At 71.1% G+C, this 19203-nt stretch carries 16 protein-coding genes; 8 read left to right on the forward strand and 8 right to left on the reverse strand.

Features of this window, described 5'->3' with window-relative positions; genetic code table 11:
- The first annotated feature begins 1 nt into the window (after nucleotide 1).
- The 5 genes from acs to ABZ842_RS28435 all read left to right on the forward strand — a co-directional run bounded on the left by acs (nucleotide 2) and on the right by ABZ842_RS28435 (nucleotide 5609).
- Nucleotides 2-1957 carry an acetate--CoA ligase gene (gene acs / locus ABZ842_RS28415; RefSeq protein ID WP_361542684.1) on the forward strand — a complete coding sequence of 652 codons (1956 nt, stop codon included), beginning with the start codon at nucleotides 2-4 and terminating at the stop codon, nucleotides 1955-1957.
- 295 nt (nucleotides 1958-2252) lie between these two features.
- On the forward strand, nucleotides 2253-3683 hold the full coding sequence (nhaA, locus tag ABZ842_RS28420) for a Na+/H+ antiporter NhaA (RefSeq protein ID WP_361542687.1): 1431 nt from the start codon (nucleotides 2253-2255) through the stop codon (nucleotides 3681-3683).
- 59 nt (nucleotides 3684-3742) lie between these two features.
- On the forward strand, nucleotides 3743-4210 hold the full coding sequence (locus ABZ842_RS28425) for a phage holin family protein (RefSeq protein WP_361542690.1): 468 nt from the start codon (nucleotides 3743-3745) through the stop codon (nucleotides 4208-4210).
- 181 nt (nucleotides 4211-4391) lie between these two features.
- Complete coding sequence (locus ABZ842_RS28430) at nucleotides 4392-5321, forward strand: alpha/beta hydrolase (RefSeq protein ID WP_361542692.1); 930 nt, start codon at nucleotides 4392-4394, stop codon at nucleotides 5319-5321.
- Nucleotides 5322-5420: 99 nt separating this feature from the next.
- On the forward strand, nucleotides 5421-5609 hold the full coding sequence (locus tag ABZ842_RS28435; protein ID WP_361542695.1) for a hypothetical protein: 189 nt from the start codon (nucleotides 5421-5423) through the stop codon (nucleotides 5607-5609).
- 111 nt (nucleotides 5610-5720) lie between these two features.
- On the opposite strand, the gene ABZ842_RS28440 is transcribed toward ABZ842_RS28435, so the two are convergent.
- The 3 genes from ABZ842_RS28440 to nth form a co-directional block, all read right to left on the reverse strand.
- Nucleotides 5721-6920, reverse strand: coding sequence for a MarP family serine protease (locus ABZ842_RS28440; RefSeq protein WP_361542698.1), 1200 nt, complete (start codon nucleotides 6918-6920; stop codon nucleotides 5721-5723).
- Between the two features lie 142 nt (nucleotides 6921-7062).
- Nucleotides 7063-7965 (reverse strand): CoA pyrophosphatase, encoded by a 903-nt coding sequence (locus tag ABZ842_RS28445; RefSeq protein WP_361542701.1) that lies wholly within the window; start codon nucleotides 7963-7965, stop codon nucleotides 7063-7065.
- A 53-nt stretch (nucleotides 7966-8018) separates the two neighbouring features.
- Complete coding sequence (gene nth / locus ABZ842_RS28450) at nucleotides 8019-8972, reverse strand: endonuclease III (protein WP_361542704.1); 954 nt, start codon at nucleotides 8970-8972, stop codon at nucleotides 8019-8021.
- A gap of 464 nt (nucleotides 8973-9436) precedes the next feature.
- Here nth and ABZ842_RS28455 point away from each other — a divergent pair, with 464 nt between their 5' ends.
- Nucleotides 9437-10111, forward strand: coding sequence for a Crp/Fnr family transcriptional regulator (locus ABZ842_RS28455; protein ID WP_361542708.1), 675 nt, complete (start codon nucleotides 9437-9439; stop codon nucleotides 10109-10111).
- A 110-nt stretch (nucleotides 10112-10221) separates the two neighbouring features.
- On the opposite strand, the gene ABZ842_RS28460 is transcribed toward ABZ842_RS28455, so the two are convergent.
- The 5 genes from ABZ842_RS28460 to ABZ842_RS28480 all read right to left on the reverse strand — a co-directional run bounded on the left by ABZ842_RS28460 (nucleotide 10222) and on the right by ABZ842_RS28480 (nucleotide 16230).
- Nucleotides 10222-11052 carry an MBL fold metallo-hydrolase gene (locus ABZ842_RS28460; protein ID WP_361542711.1) on the reverse strand — a complete coding sequence of 277 codons (831 nt, stop codon included), beginning with the start codon at nucleotides 11050-11052 and terminating at the stop codon, nucleotides 10222-10224.
- Nucleotides 11049-11909, reverse strand: a complete 861-nt coding sequence (locus ABZ842_RS28465; protein ID WP_361542714.1) for an NUDIX hydrolase — start codon at nucleotides 11907-11909, stop codon at nucleotides 11049-11051. Before ABZ842_RS28465 ends, ABZ842_RS28460 begins: the two co-directional genes overlap by 4 nt.
- A gap of 253 nt (nucleotides 11910-12162) precedes the next feature.
- Entirely contained in the window at nucleotides 12163-15138 is a 2976-nt protein-coding gene (locus ABZ842_RS28470; RefSeq protein ID WP_361542717.1) for a PQQ-dependent sugar dehydrogenase, read from the reverse strand.
- 451 nt (nucleotides 15139-15589) lie between these two features.
- Nucleotides 15590-16075 (reverse strand): RidA family protein, encoded by a 486-nt coding sequence (locus tag ABZ842_RS28475; protein ID WP_361542720.1) that lies wholly within the window; start codon nucleotides 16073-16075, stop codon nucleotides 15590-15592.
- Nucleotides 16072-16230 (reverse strand): hypothetical protein, encoded by a 159-nt coding sequence (locus tag ABZ842_RS28480; protein ID WP_361542723.1) that lies wholly within the window; start codon nucleotides 16228-16230, stop codon nucleotides 16072-16074. Before ABZ842_RS28480 ends, ABZ842_RS28475 begins: the two co-directional genes overlap by 4 nt.
- Nucleotides 16231-16349: 119 nt before the next feature.
- Here ABZ842_RS28480 and ABZ842_RS28485 point away from each other — a divergent pair, with 119 nt between their 5' ends.
- Both ABZ842_RS28485 and ABZ842_RS28490 read left to right on the forward strand, forming a co-directional pair.
- On the forward strand, nucleotides 16350-17423 hold the full coding sequence (locus ABZ842_RS28485; RefSeq protein WP_361542726.1) for an ArsA-related P-loop ATPase: 1074 nt from the start codon (nucleotides 16350-16352) through the stop codon (nucleotides 17421-17423).
- The gene (locus ABZ842_RS28490) at nucleotides 17420-19060 is read left to right on the forward strand and encodes an ArsA family ATPase (RefSeq protein WP_361542729.1); all 1641 of its coding nucleotides are present in this window, start codon (nucleotides 17420-17422) and stop codon (nucleotides 19058-19060) included. The genes ABZ842_RS28485 and ABZ842_RS28490 overlap by 4 nt, the downstream gene beginning before the upstream one ends.
- Nucleotides 19061-19203: the final 143 nt, after the last annotated feature.

Below are 19203 nucleotides of genomic sequence, written 5' to 3' on the forward strand. Positions count from 1 at the left end.
CGTGAGCAACGAAAGCCTGGCCAACCTGCTGCGGGAAGAGCGGCGGTTCGCACCGCCGGCCGCGCTCAGCGCGGACGCCAACGTCACGGCTGAGGCGTACGAGCAGGCCAAGGCGGACAGGCTTGGCTTCTGGGCCGAGCAGGCGCAGAGGCTCACCTGGGCCACCGAGCCGACCGAGACCCTCGACTGGAGCAACCCGCCCTTCGCGAAGTGGTTCGCCGACGGCAAGCTCAACGTGGCGTACAACTGCGTCGACCGCCACGTCGAGGCGGGGAACGGCGACCGGGTCGCCATCCACTTCGAGGGCGAGCCCGGCGACAGCCGCTCGGTAACGTACGCCCAGCTCAAGGACGAGGTGTCCCGCGCGGCGAACGCCCTGACCGAGCTCGGCGTCCGCAAGGGCGACCGGGTCGCGGTCTATCTGCCGATGATCCCCGAGGCCGCCGTGGCGATGCTGGCGTGCGCCCGCATCGGCGCCGCGCACTCCGTGGTCTTCGGCGGCTTCTCGGCCGACGCGGTCGCCTCCCGCATCCAGGACGCCGACGCCAAGATCGTCATCACCGCCGACGGCGGCTACCGCCGCGGCAAGCCGAGCGCGCTCAAGCCCGCCATCGACGAGGCCGTCGCCAAGTGCCCGCAGGTGGAGCACGTGCTGGTGGTCCGGCGTACGGGCGAGGAGACGGCCTTCACCGAGGGCCGCGACGTGTGGTGGCACGACGTCGTGGACCGCCAGTCCACCGAGCACGCCCCCGAGGCGTTCGACGCCGAGCACCCGCTGTTCATCCTCTACACCTCCGGCACCACCGGAAAGCCCAAGGGCATCCTGCACACCTCCGGCGGCTACCTCACCCAGGCCGCGTACACCCACCACGCCGTCTTCGACCTCAAGCCGGAGACCGACGTCTACTGGTGCACCGCGGACATCGGCTGGGTGACCGGCCACTCGTACATCGTGTACGGCCCGCTCGCCAACGGCGCCACCCAGGTGATGTACGAGGGCACCCCCGACACGCCCCACCAGGGCCGGTTCTGGGAGATCGTGCAGAAGTACGGCGTGACGATCCTCTACACCGCGCCGACCGCGATCCGCACGTTCATGAAGTGGGGCGACGACATCCCCGCCAAGTTCGACCTCTCCAGCCTGCGCGTGCTCGGCTCGGTGGGCGAGCCGATCAACCCCGAGGCGTGGATCTGGTACCGCGAGCACATCGGCGGCGGCCGGGCGCCCATCGTGGACACCTGGTGGCAGACCGAGACCGGCGCGATGATGATCTCGCCGCTGCCGGGCGTCACGGAGACCAAGCCCGGCTCGGCACAGCGCGCGCTGCCCGGCATCTCGGCGACCGTCGTGGACGACGAGGCCAACGAGGTGCCCAACGGCGGGGGCGGCTACCTCGTCCTCACCGAGCCGTGGCCCTCGATGCTGCGCACCATCTGGGGCGACGACCAGCGCTTCATCGACACCTACTGGTCCCGCTTCGAGGGCAAGTACTTCGCCGGCGACGGCGCGAAGAAGGACGACGACGGCGACATCTGGCTCCTCGGCCGCGTCGACGACGTCATGCTCGTCTCCGGCCACAACATCTCGACCACCGAGGTCGAGTCGGCGCTGGTCTCCCACCCGAAGGTGGCCGAGGCGGCGGTCGTCGGCGCCGCGGACGAGACGACCGGCCAGGCCATCGTCGCGTTCGTGATCCTGCGCGGCACCGCGTCGGAGGACGAGAACCTGGTCACGGAGTTGCGCAACCACGTCGGGGCCACCCTCGGCCCGATCGCCAAGCCGAAGCGGGTCCTGCCGGTGGCCGAGCTGCCGAAGACCCGCTCCGGCAAGATCATGCGGCGGCTGCTGCGCGACATCGCGGAGAACCGCGAGCTCGGCGACGTGACCACCCTCACCGACTCCTCGGTCATGGACCTGATCCAGTCGAAGCTGCCCAGCTCGCCGTCGGAGGACTGATCCCTACGACCGCCATAGGCCCGCAGGGCCGTAGGTAGGTCGTCCGTACGTCCATCCCAGTGACGGGCGGTTGCTCGCGCCACAGCTGCGCCGGCAACCGCCCGTCACTGCTGTGTCACCCCTCCGACGTGCGAAAACGCCGTGGACGCCTACAGTGAAGACACACCGGATGCGCCCTTGCGCCCATTGGGTACAGTAAGGATTGCGTCAAGGACGCGACAAAAACCTGAGGTGCGCCGGGAAGTCTGGTCGGCATGTGCTTTGCCCTGCCCGACCGACCGGAGGTCTTCCAACCATGCCCGCCGCAGCACCCACCCCCACCCCGCCCCGCAAGTTCCTCGGGCGCCTCTCGCTGCCCGAGCGCACCTTCGTGGCGAACGCGCTGCGTACCGAGACCGTCGGCGGCGTGCTCCTCCTGCTGGCCGCGATAGCCGCCCTGATCTGGGCGAACACCCCGCTGGGCGACAGCTACGAGTCCGTCCGCGGCTTCCACATAGGCCCGGAGTCCCTCGGTCTCGACCTCTCCATCCAGCACTGGGCGGCCGACGGACTCCTGGCGATCTTCTTCTTCGTCGCCGGCATCGAGCTCAAGCGCGAACTCGTCGCCGGTGAGCTGCGCGACCCCAAGGCCGCCGTGCTCCCCGTCGTCGCCGCGATCTGCGGCATGGCGGTCCCCGCGCTCGTCTACTTCGTCACCGCCACCGTGGGCGGCGGCTCCACCCAGGGCTGGGCCGTCCCCACCGCCACGGACATCGCGTTCGCCCTCGCCGTCCTCGCGGTCATCGGCACCTCGCTGCCGTCCGCGCTCCGCGCGTTCCTGCTCACCCTCGCCGTCGTCGACGACCTCTTCGCCATCCTCATCATCGCGGTCTTCTTCACCAGCGACCTCGACTTCGCGGCCCTGGCCGGCGCGGTGATCGGCCTCGCGGTCTTCTGGGTGCTGCTGCGCAAGGGCGTCCGCGGCTGGTACGTGTACGTGCCCCTCGCCCTGGTCATCTGGGCCCTGATGTACAACAGCGGCGTGCACGCCACCATCGCCGGCGTCGCCATGGGCCTGATGCTGCGCTGCACCCGCCGCGACGGCGAGGAGCACTCCCCCGGCGAGCACGTCGAGCACCTGGTCCGCCCGATCTCCGCCGGCCTCGCCGTGCCGCTGTTCGCGCTCTTCTCCGCCGGAGTGCTCGTCTCCGGTTCGGCGATCGGCCGGGTCTTCACCCAGCCCGAGACGCTGGGCGTGGTCCTCGGCCTGGTGCTCGGCAAGGCGCTCGGCGTCTTCGGCGGCACCTGGCTCGCGGCCCGCTTCACCCGCGCGGAGCTGAACGAGGACCTCGCCTGGCCCGACGTCTTCGCCGTCGCCACCCTCGCCGGCATCGGCTTCACGGTCTCCCTCCTCATCGGCGAACTCGCCTTCGCCGACGACCCGGCGCTCACCGACGAGGTGAAGGCCGCGGTGCTGATGGGCTCGCTGATAGCGGCGGTGCTGGCGGCGGTCCTGCTCAAGCTGCGGGTGCGCAAGTACCGGGCGCTCACCGACGCGGAGGAGCGCGACGAGGACGGGGACGGCATCCCGGACGTGTACGAGGAGGGCGACCCCGCGTACCACCTGCGCATGGCGGAGATCCACGAGAGGAAGGCGGCCGAGCACCGGCGCCTCGCGGAGTCGGCCGTGCTCCCCGACGGCACGGACGCGGGGGCAGCGCGCACGGGGAGCGACCGTCCGGCATGATGCTGGTGGGCGCGTACGAGGGGGCGCCCCGGAAGCCGCAGGAGAGAGAGGGAGCAGCGATGAGCGACCCCGGCAGCAGTGCCGAGCGCAGCATCGGACAGCTGGTCGCCACGGCGACCGCCGAGATGTCCGCACTGGTGCACGACGAGATCGCCCTGGCGAAGGCGGAACTGCGACAGGACGTCAAGCGGGGTGCCACCGGTGCGATCGCGATCAGCATCGCGGGCGTGTTCCTGCTCTTCTCGCTGCCGGTGTTCAGCTTCGCGGCGGCGTACGGCATCCACAACCTCGGGCTCGGCCTGGCCTGGTCGTTCCTGATCGTGGGCGGTGCGTTCGTGCTGCTCGCCGCGGTGCTGGCGCTGCTGGCCGTCTCCAAGTTCAAGAAGGTCAAGCCGCCGGAGAAGTCCATCGCCTCGGCCAAGCAGACCGCGGCGGTGCTGCAGAACGTCAAGCCGCGCCCGCGGCCGGAGTCGGACCGGAAGCCGGCGCTGCCGGCCGCGACCGAGCGCGAGCTCACCCGCGGTTGACGGTCGGCGCTTGCCGGTCGGCGCTTGCCGGTTGCCGGTTGCCGGTTGCCGGTTGAGCAAGCGTCGGACCGGTGTCGGGCGGTCGTCGGGCGTGCGTCAGGCAGTCGTCGAGCGTGCGTCGGACGGTCGTCGCGCCGTTGCCGACGCCGCGTCGGGCGTCCCGGTGTGGCACGCTCGGGGCATGACGGCCCCTGACTCCGGTCCCGGCAGCCCCGTACGCATCGACGGACCCTGGACCCATCGACACGTGGCAGCCAACGGCGCGCGCTTCCACATCGCGGAAATGGGTGACGGGCCGCTGGTGTTGCTGCTGCACGGCTTCCCGCAGTTCTGGTGGACCTGGCGGCACCAACTGCCGGCGCTCGCCGACGCCGGTTTCCGCGCGGTGGCGATGGACCTGCGGGGCGTCGGCGGCAGCGACCGCACCCCCCGCGGTTACGACCCGGCGAACCTGGCCCTCGACATCACGGGCGTGGTGCGGTCCCTCGGGGAGCCGGACGCCGCGCTCGTCGGGCACGACCTGGGCGGCTACTTGGCGTGGACGGCGGCGGTGATGCGGCCGAAGTTGGTGCGTCGACTGGCCGTCGTCTCGATGCCGCACCCGCGGCGGTGGCGCTCGGCGATGCTCTCGGACTTCGCACAGACCCGCGCCGGCTCGTACGTGTGGGGCTTCCAGCGCCCGTGGCTGCCGGAGCGCCGTCTCGTCGCGGACGACGGGGCGCTGGTGGGCGAGTTGATCAGCAGTTGGTCGGGGCCGAAGCCGCCGGACGGGGCGGTCCTGGACACCTATCGCCGGGCGATGTGCATCCCGTCGACCGCGCACTGCTCGATCGAGCCCTACCGGTGGATGGTGCGTTCGCTGGCGCGCCCCGACGGGATCCAGTTCAACCGCCGCATGAAGCGACCGGTGCGGGTTCCGACGCTCCATCTGCACGGCTCGCTCGACCCGGCGATGCGCACGCGCAGCGCTGCGGGTTCGGGGGAGTACGTGGAGGCTCCGTACCGCTGGCGGCTCTTCGACGGCCTCGGGCACTTCCCCCACGAGGAGGACCCGATGGCGTTCTCCGCCGAGCTGATCAACTGGCTGAAGGACCCCGAGCCCGACCGGTAACGTACACATGTCCATCGAACGGCCAAATGCCTGACGCATAGGACAATTGACCGCGCCCAATGCGGTTACCGACCTTGGGGCCCGGGCAGACGTCCCGGTATGGGCTGGACGTACGACTACGGTGACGCCGCACGCAACCGCCGCCCGGCCGGTGGGCCGGGCTCTCCCGACGGTGACGGTCCGCAGGGCCGGACCCATCAGCACGGGGCGCAGGACATGGGGATTCCCCGCATCCTGCGGCGCCGCGCACGGTGGATGTCCGCACGGCTGCGGCACCCGCGCGACTGACCGCGCCCGCGGGCGGGGCCCTTCTCGGGACTCCGCCCGCGCGCACGGGCCCGGTCTACGGACCCGGACCACGTACACGGCACCCGGTCCACGTACACGGGCCCGGGGAGTTCAGAGCGCGCAGCTGTCCGTGTCGACGCGGCGGTTCGCCGTCAGGCCCGTCGAGATGTCGTCGGCGATCTCGTCAACGGTGAGGGCGTAGCCGGTGTTCTTGTCGTCGAGCGAGCGGGCGAAGATCACTCCGTACACCTCGCCCCCGGGCGTGAGCAGCGGGCCGCCCGAGTTCCCCTGGCGGACAGTCGTGTACAGCGAGTAGACGTCACGGCGGACCGTGTCTCGGCGGTAGATGTCGGGGCCGTTGGCGTCGATGCGGCCCCGTACGCGCGCGGAGCGGACGTCGTACGCGCCGTTCTCCGGGAAGCCGGCGACGATCGCGTCGTTCCCGGTGCGGGCGTCCGCGTCGGCGAACTTCAACGGCTTGGCCTTGAGCCCGGGCACGTCCAGGACGGCGATGTCGCGCCGCCAGTCGTAGAGGACGACCTCGGCGTCGTACAGCCTGCCCTCACCGCCTATTTGGACGGTCGGCTCGTCGACGCCGCCCACGACGTGTGCGTTCGTCATCACGCGTTCCTTGCCGAAGACGAAGCCGGTGCCTTCGAGGACCTTGCCGCAGCTGTTCGCCGTGCCGACGACCTTGACGATCGACTTCTTCGCGGCGGCGGCCACCGGGCTGCCGACGAGGGCCGGGTCGGGCGCTTCGACGTTGTTGATCGGTTCGTTCGAGAACGGGCTGAAGACCTGCGGGAAGCCGTTCTGCGCGAGGACGGCCGAGAAGTCGTCGAAGACGCGTGACGCCTGATCGGGCATCACGCGGGACACCCCCAGCAGCACCTTGGAGCTGCGGACCTCCTTGCCGAGGGTGGGCAGGGTGGTGCCGGCGAGCGCGGAGCCGATCAGCCAGGCGACGAGCAGCATCGCGACCACGTTGACGAGCGCGCCACCGGTGGCGTCCAGGGCGCGCGCGGGGGTCCAGGTGATGTGCCGGCGGAGCTTGTTGCCGAGGTGGGTGGTGAACGCCTGCCCGATCGAGGCGCAGACGATCACGACGACGACGAAGGCGACCACGGCGCCGGTGGACACCTGTGACTCGTCCGTCAGTTCGTCCCAGAGGACCGGGAGCAGGTAGACCGCCAGCAGGCCGCCGCCGAGGAAGCCGATCACCGACAGGACGCCGACGACGAAGCCCTGTCGATAGCCGACGATCGCGAACCACACGGCCGCGAGCAGCAACAGGATGTCGAGCACGTTCACCGTCGTTTGCCTCGCAGTCGCAGTGGGGGTCCCGGTTTCGGTCCCGGAGGCACGCCGTCCGGGGAATCGGTGATGGGGAGAACGACGCCGGTCGGCGCGCCGTGGCGGAGCACGGCGGGCGCACCGGGGCGGGGCAAGCCTGTCATGCGTGACGGTCCAGCGGGACCTGCCTGGTCCGGTCCCAGGGCCGTTCCCAGCCCGCGAAGTGGAGGATGCGGTCGATCACTCCCGCGGTGAAACCCCAGACCAGGGCGTCTTCCACCAGAAAGGCGGGGCCGTTGTGGCCGAGGGGGTGGACGGCGGTGGCGCGGTTGGCCGGGTCGGTGAGATCGGCCACGGGGACGGTGAAGACGCGGGCGGTCTCGGCGGGGTCGACCGCGCCGACGGGGCTGGGGGTGCGCCACCAGCCCAGCACGGGCGTCACGACGTAACGGCTCACCGGGATGTAGAGCCGGGGCAGGGCGCCGAAGAGCTGTACGCCGGCGGGGTCGAGCCCGGTCTCTTCGTGGGCTTCGCGCAGGGCGGCGCGCAGTGGTCCGGTGGTGTTCGGGTCGCCGTCCTCGGGGTCGAGCGCGCCGCCGGGGAAGGCGGGCTGTCCGGCGTGCGAGCGCAGGCTGCCGGCGCGCTCCATGAGCAGCAGCTCGGGTCCGGTGGCGCCGTCACCGAAGAGGATCAGTACGGCGGACTGTCGGCCGCTGCCGCTCTCGGGCGGGAGGAAGCGGCTGAGCTGGCGGCCCTGGACGGTGTCCAGGACCTGCACGACGGGGGCGAGCCAGGGTGGCAGTCCCGAGGTGGACAGCGTCACGTCGGGGTCGGGCGGAGCTCCGGCCGCCCCTGGGAGCGGACCGTCGGCCGCGAGGGGCGGGAGCGGGCCCGCGGGCGGGCCCGTGGGCGCCGTCGGACGCGTCCCCGGGGGCGTGCCTCCGCTCGGGCCGCCCTTGGGGCCGCCGCTCGGGGCGCGTCCGGACGCGTCCGCGTCGTACGCCTGACCGTCGTGCACATCGGCCTCGCAGAGCCTGCTGGATGTCTCTTCACCTGCGCGCATGGCACCCCCTCGTCCAACAACGCATCGGGGTGCTCAGATCGTTCCGCCGATGATCAGGCGGCTCCGGTGGCTCCGGTGGCTCCCAGGGGCGGGGCTGGGCGGCCCGGGTAGTCCGCGGGCGGGTTCAGCCGCTGTCCGGGCTGGCCGCCCATCTCGTACTTCAGGAGCTTCTTCGCCTTCTCCGGGTCGGTCTCGCCCTCGCCGTACGAAGGGCAGAGGTGGGTGATGGGGCAGGCGCCGCAGGCGGGCTTGCGGGCGTGGCAGATGCGGCGGCCGTGGAAGATCACCCGGTGCGAGAGCATCGTCCACTCCGACTTGGGGAAGATGGCGGCGATCTCCGCCTCGACCTTCTCCGGGTCCTCCTGCTCGGTCCACTTCCAGCGGCGGACCAGTCGACCGAAGTGGGTGTCGACGGTGATGCCGGGGACGCCGAAGGCGTTGCCGAGGACGACGAAGGCCGTCTTGCGGCCCACTCCGGGCAGCTTCACCAGGTCTTCCAGACGCCCGGGGACCTCGCCGCCGAAGTCGTCGCGCAGTGCGGTGGAGAGGCCGAGCAGGGACTTGGCCTTGGCGCGGAAGAAGCCGGTGGGGCGAATGATCTCCTCCACCTCCTCGGGCACGGCGGCGGCCATGTCCTCGGGAGTGGGGTACTTCGCGAAGAGCGCGGGGGTGGTCTGGTTGACCCGCAGGTCGGTCGTCTGGGCGGACAGGACCGTGGCCACCAGCAGCTCGAAGGGGTTGCGGAAGTCCAGCTCGGGGTGGGCGTACGGATAGACGTCCGCGAGCTCCCGGTTGATGCGGCGGGCGCGGCGGACCATCGCGAGCCGCGATTCGGGCTTGGCGGCCTTGGCCACCTTCGCCGTCTTGGCCGGCTCGGCCGCCTTGTCGGTCTTACTTACCTTTGCCGCCTTTGCAGCTTTAGTCGCCTTAGCTGCCTTTGCCGCCTTTGCCGGCTGCTTGGCCGCACCGCTCTTCTGCGTCCGCTTGGCGCCTGCCGGAGCCTTCACCTCTGCCGGGACCTCCCCCGTCACTGACTTCTCGGAGCCCTTCGCGCCCCTCCGCTTTCCGGCCGCGACCGATCCCGCCCCACCATCGAAATTCTCGACATGTGCGACATTCCGGACACTTGCGGGAGACTGTTCGCCCACAGCGGAATTCTGCTTACCGGACACTCTTTCGGCCCCCTCGGCCTGCGTTCTCACCGGCGAATTGGACACCCGGCCAGCCTACGGTCCACCACTGACATCCGCCCCGGTCACCGCTGATCCGGACCCAATCGGGCCCCTGGCGCACGAACACGCGCACCGGTGCGTCAAACTTGTTGTGATTGATCGCACGAATATTTACTTGCCAGGTCCGACGCGGCGAAGCTGTCCTTCGCGTCTCGTGCGCGGTGTCCCCCGGACGGGCACTGTACGGTCCGGCATCATGGGGGCCACGGTCCCTGAGCAGGTCGACAAGGAGAGAACTCGTGGACGACGTTCTGCGGCGCGCCCCGCTCTTCGCGGCGCTCGATGACGAGCAGGCGGCGGAGCTGCGCGGCTCGATGAGTGAGGCAACGCTCGCCCGGGGTGACGCGCTCTTCCACGAGGGCGACCCCGGCGACCGCCTCTACGTGGTCACCGAGGGCAAGGTCAAACTGCACCGCACCTCCCCCGACGGCCGCGAGAACATGCTCGCGGTGCTCGGCCCCGGCGAGCTCATCGGCGAGCTGTCCCTGTTCGACCCGGGCCCGCGCACGGCCACCGCGACCGCGCTGACCGAGGTCAAGCTCCTCGGCCTCGGTCACGGCGACCTCCAGCCGTGGCTGAACGCCCGGCCCGAGGTGGCCTCGGCGCTGCTGCGGGCCGTCGCCCGCCGGCTGCGCAAGACCAACGACCAGATGTCCGACCTGGTCTTCTCCGACGTGCCGGGCCGTGTCGCCCGCGCCCTGCTCGACCTGTCGCGCCGCTTCGGCGTGCAGTCGGACGAGGGCATCCACGTCGTCCACGACCTGACGCAGGAGGAGCTGGCCCAGTTGGTCGGCGCCTCCCGCGAGACGGTGAACAAGGCCCTGGCGGACTTCGCCCAGCGCGGCTGGCTGCGGCTGGAGGCGCGTGCGGTGATCCTGCTGGACGTCGAGCGGCTGGCGAAGCGCTCGCGCTGAGCCCGCTCTCACGAACACACGCCTAGACGCACAGGAAGGGCGCCCCGGAAGCCGAGCTTCCGGGGCGCCCTTCCGCATGCGTACGGCCCGTCAGGAGCCGGGTGGCGAGGTCAGATCAACCCGTGGTCGCGCAGGTACTCCAACTGCGCCCGTACGGACAGCTCCGCCGCCGGCCACAGCGTCCGGTCGACGTCCGCGTACACCTGGGCGACGACCTCAGGCGCGGAGCGGAAGCCGTTCTCGACCGCCGTCTCCACCTGGGCCAGCCGGTGGGCGCGGTGCGCGAGGTAGTACTCGACGGCGCCCTGTGCGTCCTCCAGGACGGGCCCGTGACCGGGCAGGACGGTGTGGACCCCGTCGTCGACCGCCAGAGAGCGCAGCCGGCGCAGGGAGTCCAGGTAGTCGCCGAGCCGCCCGTCCGGGTGGGCGACGACCGTGGTGCCGCGCCCCAGGACGGTGTCGCCGGTCAGGACGGCGGCGTCCGCGGGCAGGTGGAAGCAGAGCGAGTCCGAGGTGTGCCCGGGGGTGGGCACCACCCGTAGCTCCAACCCGCCGACGGTGATGGTCTCGCCCGCTTCGAGCCCTTCGTCGCCGAGCCGCAGCGCGGGGTCGAGGGCCCGCACCTTGGTACGGGTCAGTTCGGCGAAGCGGCCGGCACCCTCGGCGTGGTCCGGGTGTCCGTGGGTGAGCAGGGTGAGGGCGATGCGCTTGCCGGCCTGCTCCGCGGTGCTGATGACGCGGCGCAGATGCGCGTCGTCCAGCGGCCCGGGGTCGACCACGACCGCCAGGTCGGAGTCCGGTTCGGCGAGGATCCAGGTGTTCGTGCCGTCCAGGGTCATCGCCGAAGGGTTCGGGGCGAGGACGTTGACCGCGCGGTCGGTGGCGGGCCCGGAGTGGACGCCTCCGCGCGGTTGGCCCGGAAGTGCTGCGGCTTCGGTCATCGGGTCCCCCCGGTGGGGATGCGTTTGGTGAATTCGTCGTGTCCCGGCCAGCTGAGCACCAGGGTGCCCTGCTCCAGCCGTGCCTCGGCCAGTACGGGCGTCAGGTCCTGCTCCCGGGCCGCGGCGAGTGCGGCGGCGGCCGTCTCGTACCCGCTCAGGTCCCGCAGGGTGGCGATGGTCGGCGGCATCATCAGCAGCTCGCCCCGGTCGTAGCCGGCCGCCGCGTCGCAGGGTCTGAGCCACACCGTGCGGTCGGCTTCGGTGGAGGCGTTGCGGGTGCGCTGGCCGCTGGGGAGGGCCGCGACGAAGAACCAGGTGTCGTAGCGGCGGGGTTCGAACTCGGGGGTGATCCAGCGGGCCCAGGCGCCCAGGAGGTCGGAGCGCAGGACGAGCCCGCGCCGCTCCAGGAAGTCCGCGAAGGCGGCGTCGCCGTCGACCAGCGCCTGTCGATCGTCCTCCCAGTCACCGTCCGCCGCGCCCACGACCGTGTCGGGGGTGAGACCGGCGAGCAGGACACCGGACTCCTCGTACGTCTCCCTGACCGCCGCACAGATGACGGCCCGGGCCGATGCCTCGTCCACGCCGAGGCGCTCGGCCCACTCGGCGGGCGAGGGCCCCGCCCACCGCACCGGCCGGGAGTCGCGGGCGTCCACCTTGCCACCGGGATAGGCGTACGCACCGCCGGCGAAGGCCATGGAGGCGCGGCGGCGCAGCATGTGCACGGTGGGACCGCCCGGCGCATCGCGCAGCAGCATGACGGTGGCGGCGCGCTTCGGCGGCGCGGGGGTCAGCTCACCGGCTGCAAGTGCACGGATCCGGTCGGGCCACTCCGGGGGGTACCACTGACCTTGGGACATGGCCGGATGCTATGCGCATCCAGCAGGATGTTCGAGGGTGCCGGGGTCAGGGCGCCGGAGTACCCGGTCGGAGCGACGGCGTCGGCGGCGCTGTTTCACGTGGAACGAGAGTGGCCCCTACAACGGATTCGCGTGCGCGGGCTTACGGCTCACGGCTGTGCGCGCGGAAGCGGCCGGGTGCGCGCACCCGGCCGCTCCTCTCATGCTGCTCTCACGCCCTTCTCAATGCGCGCTCCTCAAGGCGCGCTCGCGCTCACGCCCGTGCGTTGGAGTTGCCGCGCAGCTTCACGTTCGCCGTGCTCGCGCTCTTGATCGCGGTCTCGATCTGCGCCATCGACGAGGACGAGGAGAGCCCCGGCACCGTCGCCGCGTTCAGCGCGTACAGCGTGAAGGTGTACGGATGGGTGGAGCCGCCGGGGCAGGGGCCGAAGTACTTCTGGGAGTTCGCCCCGCTGCCCATGGCCTTCTGTTTCGCACCGTCCTGGCCCGGCACCGCGAAGCCCGACCCCAGTCCTTCGGGCAGGGCGAGCTTGGCGGGCGGGATGTCCCAGATCGCCCAGTGCAGCTTGTTCCCGCTGTTGGCCACGTCGGTGAAGACGACCGCGTAACCGCGTGCGTTCGTCGTGCCGGCGCTCCAGGCCAGCGGCGGCGAGGTGTCCTGGCCCGCCCCGCTGTCGCCGGCGCAGGTGAAGCGGGCGGGGATGGTCCCGTTGTCACCGAAGGCGCTGCTGGTCAGCTTGAACTCACCGGTCGGCGGACCGCCGGAGTAGACGACGTCGATCAGCAGGATCCGGTCGTTGCCCGACGTGCCGTCCTTGTCGGCGGACGTGGTGAGCCAGATGTCGCCGTCGCGGTCCACCTCGACCGTGCGCAGCCGGCCGTACGTCCCCTGGAAGTACGTCTTCTGCTCGACCAGGTTGGACGAGGAGTCGATCCGCAGCCGGTACACCCGCTCGCCGCGTGTGGTGGCGACGAACACGTGGTCGTTCACCACGGTCAGCCCGCTGGGGGAGCCGGAGGAGGTCGGCCAGGTCTTCTTGGGCGGGAGGTAGCCGGAGCAGCTGCCGTTGGTGCCCTCGCAGGACGGCCAGCCGTAGTTGCCGCCCTTCTGGATCAGGTTGACCTCGTCCATGGTGCCGTCGCCGAACTCGGCCTGCCACAGCCGTCCCTTGGAGTCGAAGTCGATTCCCTGGGGGTTGCGGTGGCCCATGGACCAGACGGCGTTGCCGAAGGGGTTGTCCGACGGGATGCTGCCGTCCTGGTTGATCCGGAGGATCTTGCCGTTGAGCGAGTTGCGGTTCTGGGCGAGGCTGGGGTTCTGGGCGTCGCCCATGGAGGCGTACAGCTTGCCGTCGGGGCCGAAGCGGAGCCGGCCGCCGTTGTGGAACCGGCTCTTCTGCATGCCGTCCAGCAGCACGGTGTAGCCGCTGAGGGTGTTGTTGGACTCCAGCTTCATCCGGGCGATGCGGTTGCCGTCGCCGGAGGTGTGCAGGAAGTACAGGTAGCGGTCGGTGGCGAAGTTCGGGCTGACCTCGACGCCCATCAGGCCGCCCTCGCCGCCCGTGGTCTGGGAGTTGGGGACCTTTCCGAGCAGGGTCTTCGTGCCCGACTTCGTCAGTCGGTAGACGTTGAAGGTGTTCCGCTCGGTGTAGACGCCCGCGCCGTCCGGCAGGAAGGCGACGCCCCAGCCGACGTCCACGCCGCTCGCGATCGTGCTGACCGTGCCGGGGTCGGGGACGCCGCCCGGCTGGCTGCCGCCGGTGGAGGCGGTGATCTCGGGGCTGAAGTCGGACTTGTTGCCCTTCAGGTCGAAGGCCCTGACCTTGAACCGGTACGAGGTGCTGGCGGTCAGGCCGGCGACGGTGGCCGTGGTGGCGTCGGCCGTCTCGGCGAGCACGCCGTCGCGGAAGACCTCGTAACCGGTCACCTTGACGTTGTCCGTGGCGGCGTTCCAGGCCAGGTCGACGCTGGTCGCGGTCGATCCGGTGGTGCGCAGGTTGCCCGGGACGGTCGGCGCCTGGTTGTCCGGCGGGGCCGGCAGGGTGGCGATGGTGACCGCGTTGCTGGCGACCGACACGTTGCCCGCCGCGTCACGGGCGAAGACGGTCCAGTCGTACGTCGTCTCCGGGTCCAGGCCCTCCACCGTGGCGGCGAGGGTGTCCCCGTTCACCTGCTTCTCCAGCTGGCCGTGCTGATAGATGTCGTAGCCGGTGACCTTGACGTTGTCGGAGGCCGCGTCCCAGGCCAGCGACACCGTGGAGGCCGTCGGCTCCTTGTCCTTGCGCAGGTTGGCAGGTGCGCCCGGGCGCTCGGTGTCGGCCGGGCCGGTCGGGGTGACCGTGAGTTTGTCCAGGTTGGGGCCGTCGCCGTTGGACGTGGTGGCCCGGATCTTGTTGACGCCCGCGGTGAGGGTGGCCTCGACCGGAACCGTCTGCCAGTTGGTCCAGGCGGTGGTGCTGGGGAAGGCGAGGTCGTCCGCGACGGGGGCGCCGTTCACGGTGACGTCCAGGGCCCGGCTACCGGCGGCGCCGAGCGCGTAGCGGAAGTCCAGCCTGGTCTTGGTCGCCTGCGGGGCGTCCACGGTGAACTCGACGTACGCGCCCGTTACGGCCTGGAAGTTGACGAAGCCCGTGCCGGAGTGGCCGGCGTGGTTGGACTCGACCGCGCCCTGCGAGACGGTCCCGGTCTCGGCCTCGTGGTCGGTGGCGGCGCCGCCGTCGGCCGCGGTGACGTCGACGTAGTCGAGGTTCGGTCCGCCCGCGGCGTCGGTCGCGGTGAGCCGGAGCGTGTTGGGGCCGGCCTTGAGCGCGACGGTGGTGTTCGCGGTGGTCCAGCCGGTCCAGCCGTTGGTGGGCTGGAAGTCGACGCCGGTGGGGGCGGCGCCGCCGTTCACGGACAGGTTCAGGGGACGGTTGCCGGTGGTGCCGTTGGCGAAGCGGATCGCCAGGGTGGCGTTGCCGGCCGCGGCGGCGTTCACGGTGAACTCGACGTAGCTGCCGGCGACGTTGGTGTAGTTGACGAAGCCGGCGCCGGAGAACCCGGCGTGGTTGGACTCGACCGCGCCCTGCGAGATGGACGCGGACTCGGCCTCGTACCGGACGGGGGCGGCCTTCCCGGAGGCGGGCTGGGCGACGCCCGTCGCCGGCAGGGCCACGGTTAACGCTGCTGTGGCCGCAGCCACGAGTACGCCGATCGCGCTGCGCGTCCGGCGGCGGGGGGTTGGTGCCACGGATTTCCTCCCACGGGTTCGACGGGGGCGGAACGGTCGTTCGGATGACGGCGCTCGGATCCCTTCGATCGAAGTCGGTCGCACGGGATCGTTCGGATGCTCGTTCAGGGTGCTCGTTCAGATGCTTGTTCAGATGGATAGGAAGCGTTCCTAACCGTGGACAGAGCACACCCGGCGACGCGTCCACGTCAAGAGAGGTGCACGGGATTGCCGCAGACGCACGAGGCCCCGTGCCTGCCGGAGGAATCGGCAGGCACGGGGCCTCATAGGTGTTGACCGGCGGTTCAGTGCCGATCGCGGCGTCATGTCAGCGGGGTCGTCGGGGCCGTCGAGGGCGTCCAACGCGCCGACCGGTGTTCTCGTCCGTGACGAAGGGGTCCGTGACGAAGAGGTTGGTGGCGAAGAGGTCAGTGGCGAAGAGGTCCACAGCGCCCGGTACGTCCAGGCGGCGTCACGCCTCCGGCGTGAGCTCGATCTGGAACTCGACCTCGACCGGCGCGTCCAGCGGGAGGACCGCGACACCCACCGCGCTGCGCGCGTGCACGCCCTTCTCCCCCAGGACCTCGCCCAGCAGCTCGCTGGCGCCGTTGATCACGGCCGGCTGCCCGGTGAAGTCACTGGCCGAAGCCACGAACCCGACCACCTTCACCACCCGGGCGATCCGGTCCAGGTCGCCGACGACGGACTTGACGGCGGCCAGGCCGTTGAGCGCACAGGTGCGCGCCAGCTCCTTGGCCTCCTCCGCGGTCACCTCCGCACCCACCTTGCCGGTGAGCGGAAGCTTGCCCTCCACCATCGGCAGCTGGCCCGCCGTGTAGACGTACGGCCCGGACACCACGGCCGGCCGGTACGCGGCGATCGGCGGCACGACCTCAGGCAGCGTCAGCCCCAGCTCGGCCAGGCGCGCCTCGACGGCACCGCCGCCGGCACCGCTCACGACGACTTCTCGCGCTTCAGGTACGCCACGAGCTGCTCGGGGTTCGGCCCGGGCACGACCTGGACGAGCTCCCACCCGTCCTCGCCCCAGGTGTCGAGGATCTGCTTGGTCGCGTGCACGAGGAGCGGCACCGTCGCGTATTCCCACTTGGTCATGGGCCGACTGTATCCGCCCGTGCCGGGTGCACGTGATCCGCACGTGCCGGGGCGCACGTGACGCAGCCCGCACACGGCCTCGTGCGTAGCCCGCGGCCCGACTGGTTAGTCTCGAAAGTGTGAGCAGGCTCCAGGTCGTCAGCGGCAAGGGCGGCACCGGTAAGACCACGGTCGCCGCCGCCCTCGCGCTCGCCCTCGCGACCGAGGGAAAGCGGACCCTCCTCGTCGAGGTCGAGGGGAGGCAGGGCATTGCACAACTCTTCGAGACGGAGGCGCTCCCCTACGAGGAGCGGAAGATCGCCGTATCGTCGGCGGGCGGCGAGGTGTACGCACTCGCCATCGACGCCGAGCGGGCCCTGCTCGACTACCTCCAGATGTTCTACAAGCTCGGCAGCGCCGGGCGCGCACTGAAGAAGATCGGCGCGATCGACTTCGCCACCACCATCGCTCCCGGCGTACGGGACGTGCTGCTGACCGGCAAGGCGTGCGAGGCGGTGCGGCGACGGACGAAGCAGGGCTCGTACGCGTACGACTACGTCGTCATGGACGCGCCGCCCACCGGGCGCATCACCCGCTTCCTGAACGTGAACGACGAGGTCGCCGGGCTCGCGAAGTTCGGCCCCATACACAACCAGGCGCAGGCCGTGATGCGGGTGCTCAAGTCGCCGCAGACCGCGGTCCACCTGGTGACGCTGCTGGAGGAGATGCCGGTCCAGGAGACCGCCGACGGCGTCGCGGAGCTGTGCGCCGCCGGCCTGCCGGTGGGCCGGGTCATCGTGAACATGGTCCGGCCGCACATCCTCGACGAGGAGGCGCTGCACCTGGCGGCGAACGGCAAGCGCACCGACATCGTGCGGGCGCTCGCCGCGGCCGGCGTCGGCGGGGCGGCCGAGCTGGTCGACCCGCTGCTGGACCAGGCGTCGGACCACGCGCGCCGGGTCGAGTTGGAGCGGGACCAGCGGTCGGCGCTCGGCCGTCTGGAACTGCCGTCGTACGAGCTGCCGCTGCTGAGCGAGGGCGTGGACCTGGCGGGGCTCTACCGCCTGTCGAAGGAGCTGCGCGCGCAGACGGAACAGCAGGAGCAGGAGCAGGGCGAGGGGGGCCGTACCTCGGCTCGTACCGCCCCGCGAAGTGCCGCCCAGCAGCCCCAGCAGCCCCGGCAGGGGCGTGCCAAGCAAGGGACCGATTCATGACCCTGGACGCGTCGGCCACTCCCCTCCGCGTCGACACGCTCATCGACGACCCCGCCACCCGCATCATCGTGTGCTGCGGCTCGGGCGGCGTGGGCAAGACGACCACGGCCGCGGCGCTCGGCGTACGGGCGGCCGAGCGCGGGCGGCGGGTCGTCGTCCTCACCATCGACCCGGCCCGCCGGCTCGCCCAGTCCCTCGGCATCGACTCCCTCGACAACACCCCGCGCCGGGTCAAGGGCATAGAGCCCGACGGCACCGGGCCGGCCGGCGAACTGCACGCCATGATGCTCGACATGAAGCGCACGTTCGACGAGATCGTCGAGGCGCACGCGGACGCCGAGCGGGCCCGCGCCATCTTGGAGAACCCCTTCTACCAGTCCCTGTCGGCCGGCTTCGCGGGCACGCAGGAGTACATGGCGATGGAGAAGCTTGGACAGCTGCGGGCCCGGGACGAGTGGGACCTGATCGTCGTCGACACCCCGCCGTCGCGCAGTGCGCTGGACTTCCTGGACGCGCCGAAGCGGCTGGGGTCGTTCCTGGACGGGAAGTTCATCAAGCTGCTGATGACCCCGGCGAAGATGGGCGGCCGGGCGGGGATGAAGTTCCTGAACGTCGGCATGTCGATGATGACGGGGACGCTGGGCAAGCTGCTCGGCGGGCAACTGCTGCGGGACGTGCAGACCTTCGTGACGGCCATGGACACCATGTTCGGCGGCTTCCGCACCCGGGCGGACGCGACGTACCGGCTGCTCCAGGCCCCCGGCACCGCCTTCTTGGTGGTGGCGGCGCCGGAGCGGGACGCGCTGCGGGAGGCGGCGTACTTCGTCGAACGGCTGGCGGAGGAGGACATGCCGCTGGCGGGCCTGGTCCTGAACCGGGTCCACGACAGCGGGGCGGCCCGGCTGACGGCCGAGCGGGCGCTGACGGCGGCGGAGACCCTGGAGTCAGAGGAGTACGAGGGCTCCGAGGATCACGAGGAGTACGAGGGCTCCGAGGATCACGAGCAGCCCGAGGAGCCCGAGGAGCCCGAGGAGCCTGGGGATCATGAGGAGTACGAGGGGTACGAGGAGTACGAGCCCCTGGAGTCCGACCTGACCGACGCCCTGGAGTCCGCGGACGCGGCCGACCTGAGCGATCCGGCCGGCCCGACCAGTCAGACTGAAGTGGAATCCGATTCCTCAGAAAATCTTGCCGCGACCGGCATTGTGGATCATGGAGGAGGGAAGACTGGTGTTCGTGAGGCCACGGACGTCTCTCCCGAAACCCCGCCCGTGGACCACTCGCCCAGTCCCCCCGAGCACTCCGCACCACCCGAGTACGAAGACGTCTCCCCCCGTGACGTCTTCGCCGAGGACGCACGCCCCGAAGCCACGCACGAAGCCCCGGACGAAGCCGGCACCGACGCCGAAGCCGACAGCGAGCACACCACGGCGCAGCTGACGGCCGGTCTGCTGCGCCTGCACGCCGAGCGCATGCAGGTGCTCGCACGCGAGCAGCGCACACGGGACCGCTTCACCGCGCTCCATCCCGAGGTCGCGGTGGCACAGGTGACCGCGCTGCCCGGCGACGTGCACGACCTGGCCGGTCTGCGCGCCATCGGCGACCAGCTGGCAGCGGCCGGCGACGCTGAAGCGTGACGCCGGCGCGCCCGGAGGCACACCGAAGCCGCAGCAGGACACCGGACACGGACACGTAGCAGTCACACACCGGCGCGCACTTCCGGCACGCCATTACGGCGTACACACCGGCGCACGCACCCGGCACTCCGGAGCCGCAGCCG

The sequence above is a fragment of the Streptomyces sp. NPDC047315 genome (assembly GCF_040643215.1).
Classification (GTDB): Bacteria; Actinomycetota; Actinomycetes; order Streptomycetales; family Streptomycetaceae; genus Streptomyces.

Bases quoted from the DNA above. Each gene is read 5' to 3' on its own strand.
- ABZ842_RS28435 (WP_361542695.1), top strand. From the start codon at position 5,421: ATGGGCTGGACGTACGACTACGGTGACGCCGCACGCAACCGCCGCCCG.
- ABZ842_RS28465 (WP_361542714.1), bottom strand. From the start codon at position 11,909: ATGTCCCAAGGTCAGTGGTACCCCCCGGAGTGGCCCGACCGGATCCGT.
- ABZ842_RS28445 (WP_361542701.1), bottom strand. From the start codon at position 7,965: ATGCGCGCAGGTGAAGAGACATCCAGCAGGCTCTGCGAGGCCGATGTG.
- ABZ842_RS28430 (WP_361542692.1), top strand. From the start codon at position 4,392: ATGACGGCCCCTGACTCCGGTCCCGGCAGCCCCGTACGCATCGACGGA.
- nhaA (WP_361542687.1), top strand. From the start codon at position 2,253: ATGCCCGCCGCAGCACCCACCCCCACCCCGCCCCGCAAGTTCCTCGGG.
- ABZ842_RS28425 (WP_361542690.1), top strand. From the start codon at position 3,743: ATGAGCGACCCCGGCAGCAGTGCCGAGCGCAGCATCGGACAGCTGGTC.
- ABZ842_RS28480 (WP_361542723.1), bottom strand. From the start codon at position 16,230: ATGACCAAGTGGGAATACGCGACGGTGCCGCTCCTCGTGCACGCGACC.
- ABZ842_RS28460 (WP_361542711.1), bottom strand. From the start codon at position 11,052: ATGACCGAAGCCGCAGCACTTCCGGGCCAACCGCGCGGAGGCGTCCAC.
- ABZ842_RS28490 (WP_361542729.1), top strand. From the start codon at position 17,420: ATGACCCTGGACGCGTCGGCCACTCCCCTCCGCGTCGACACGCTCATC.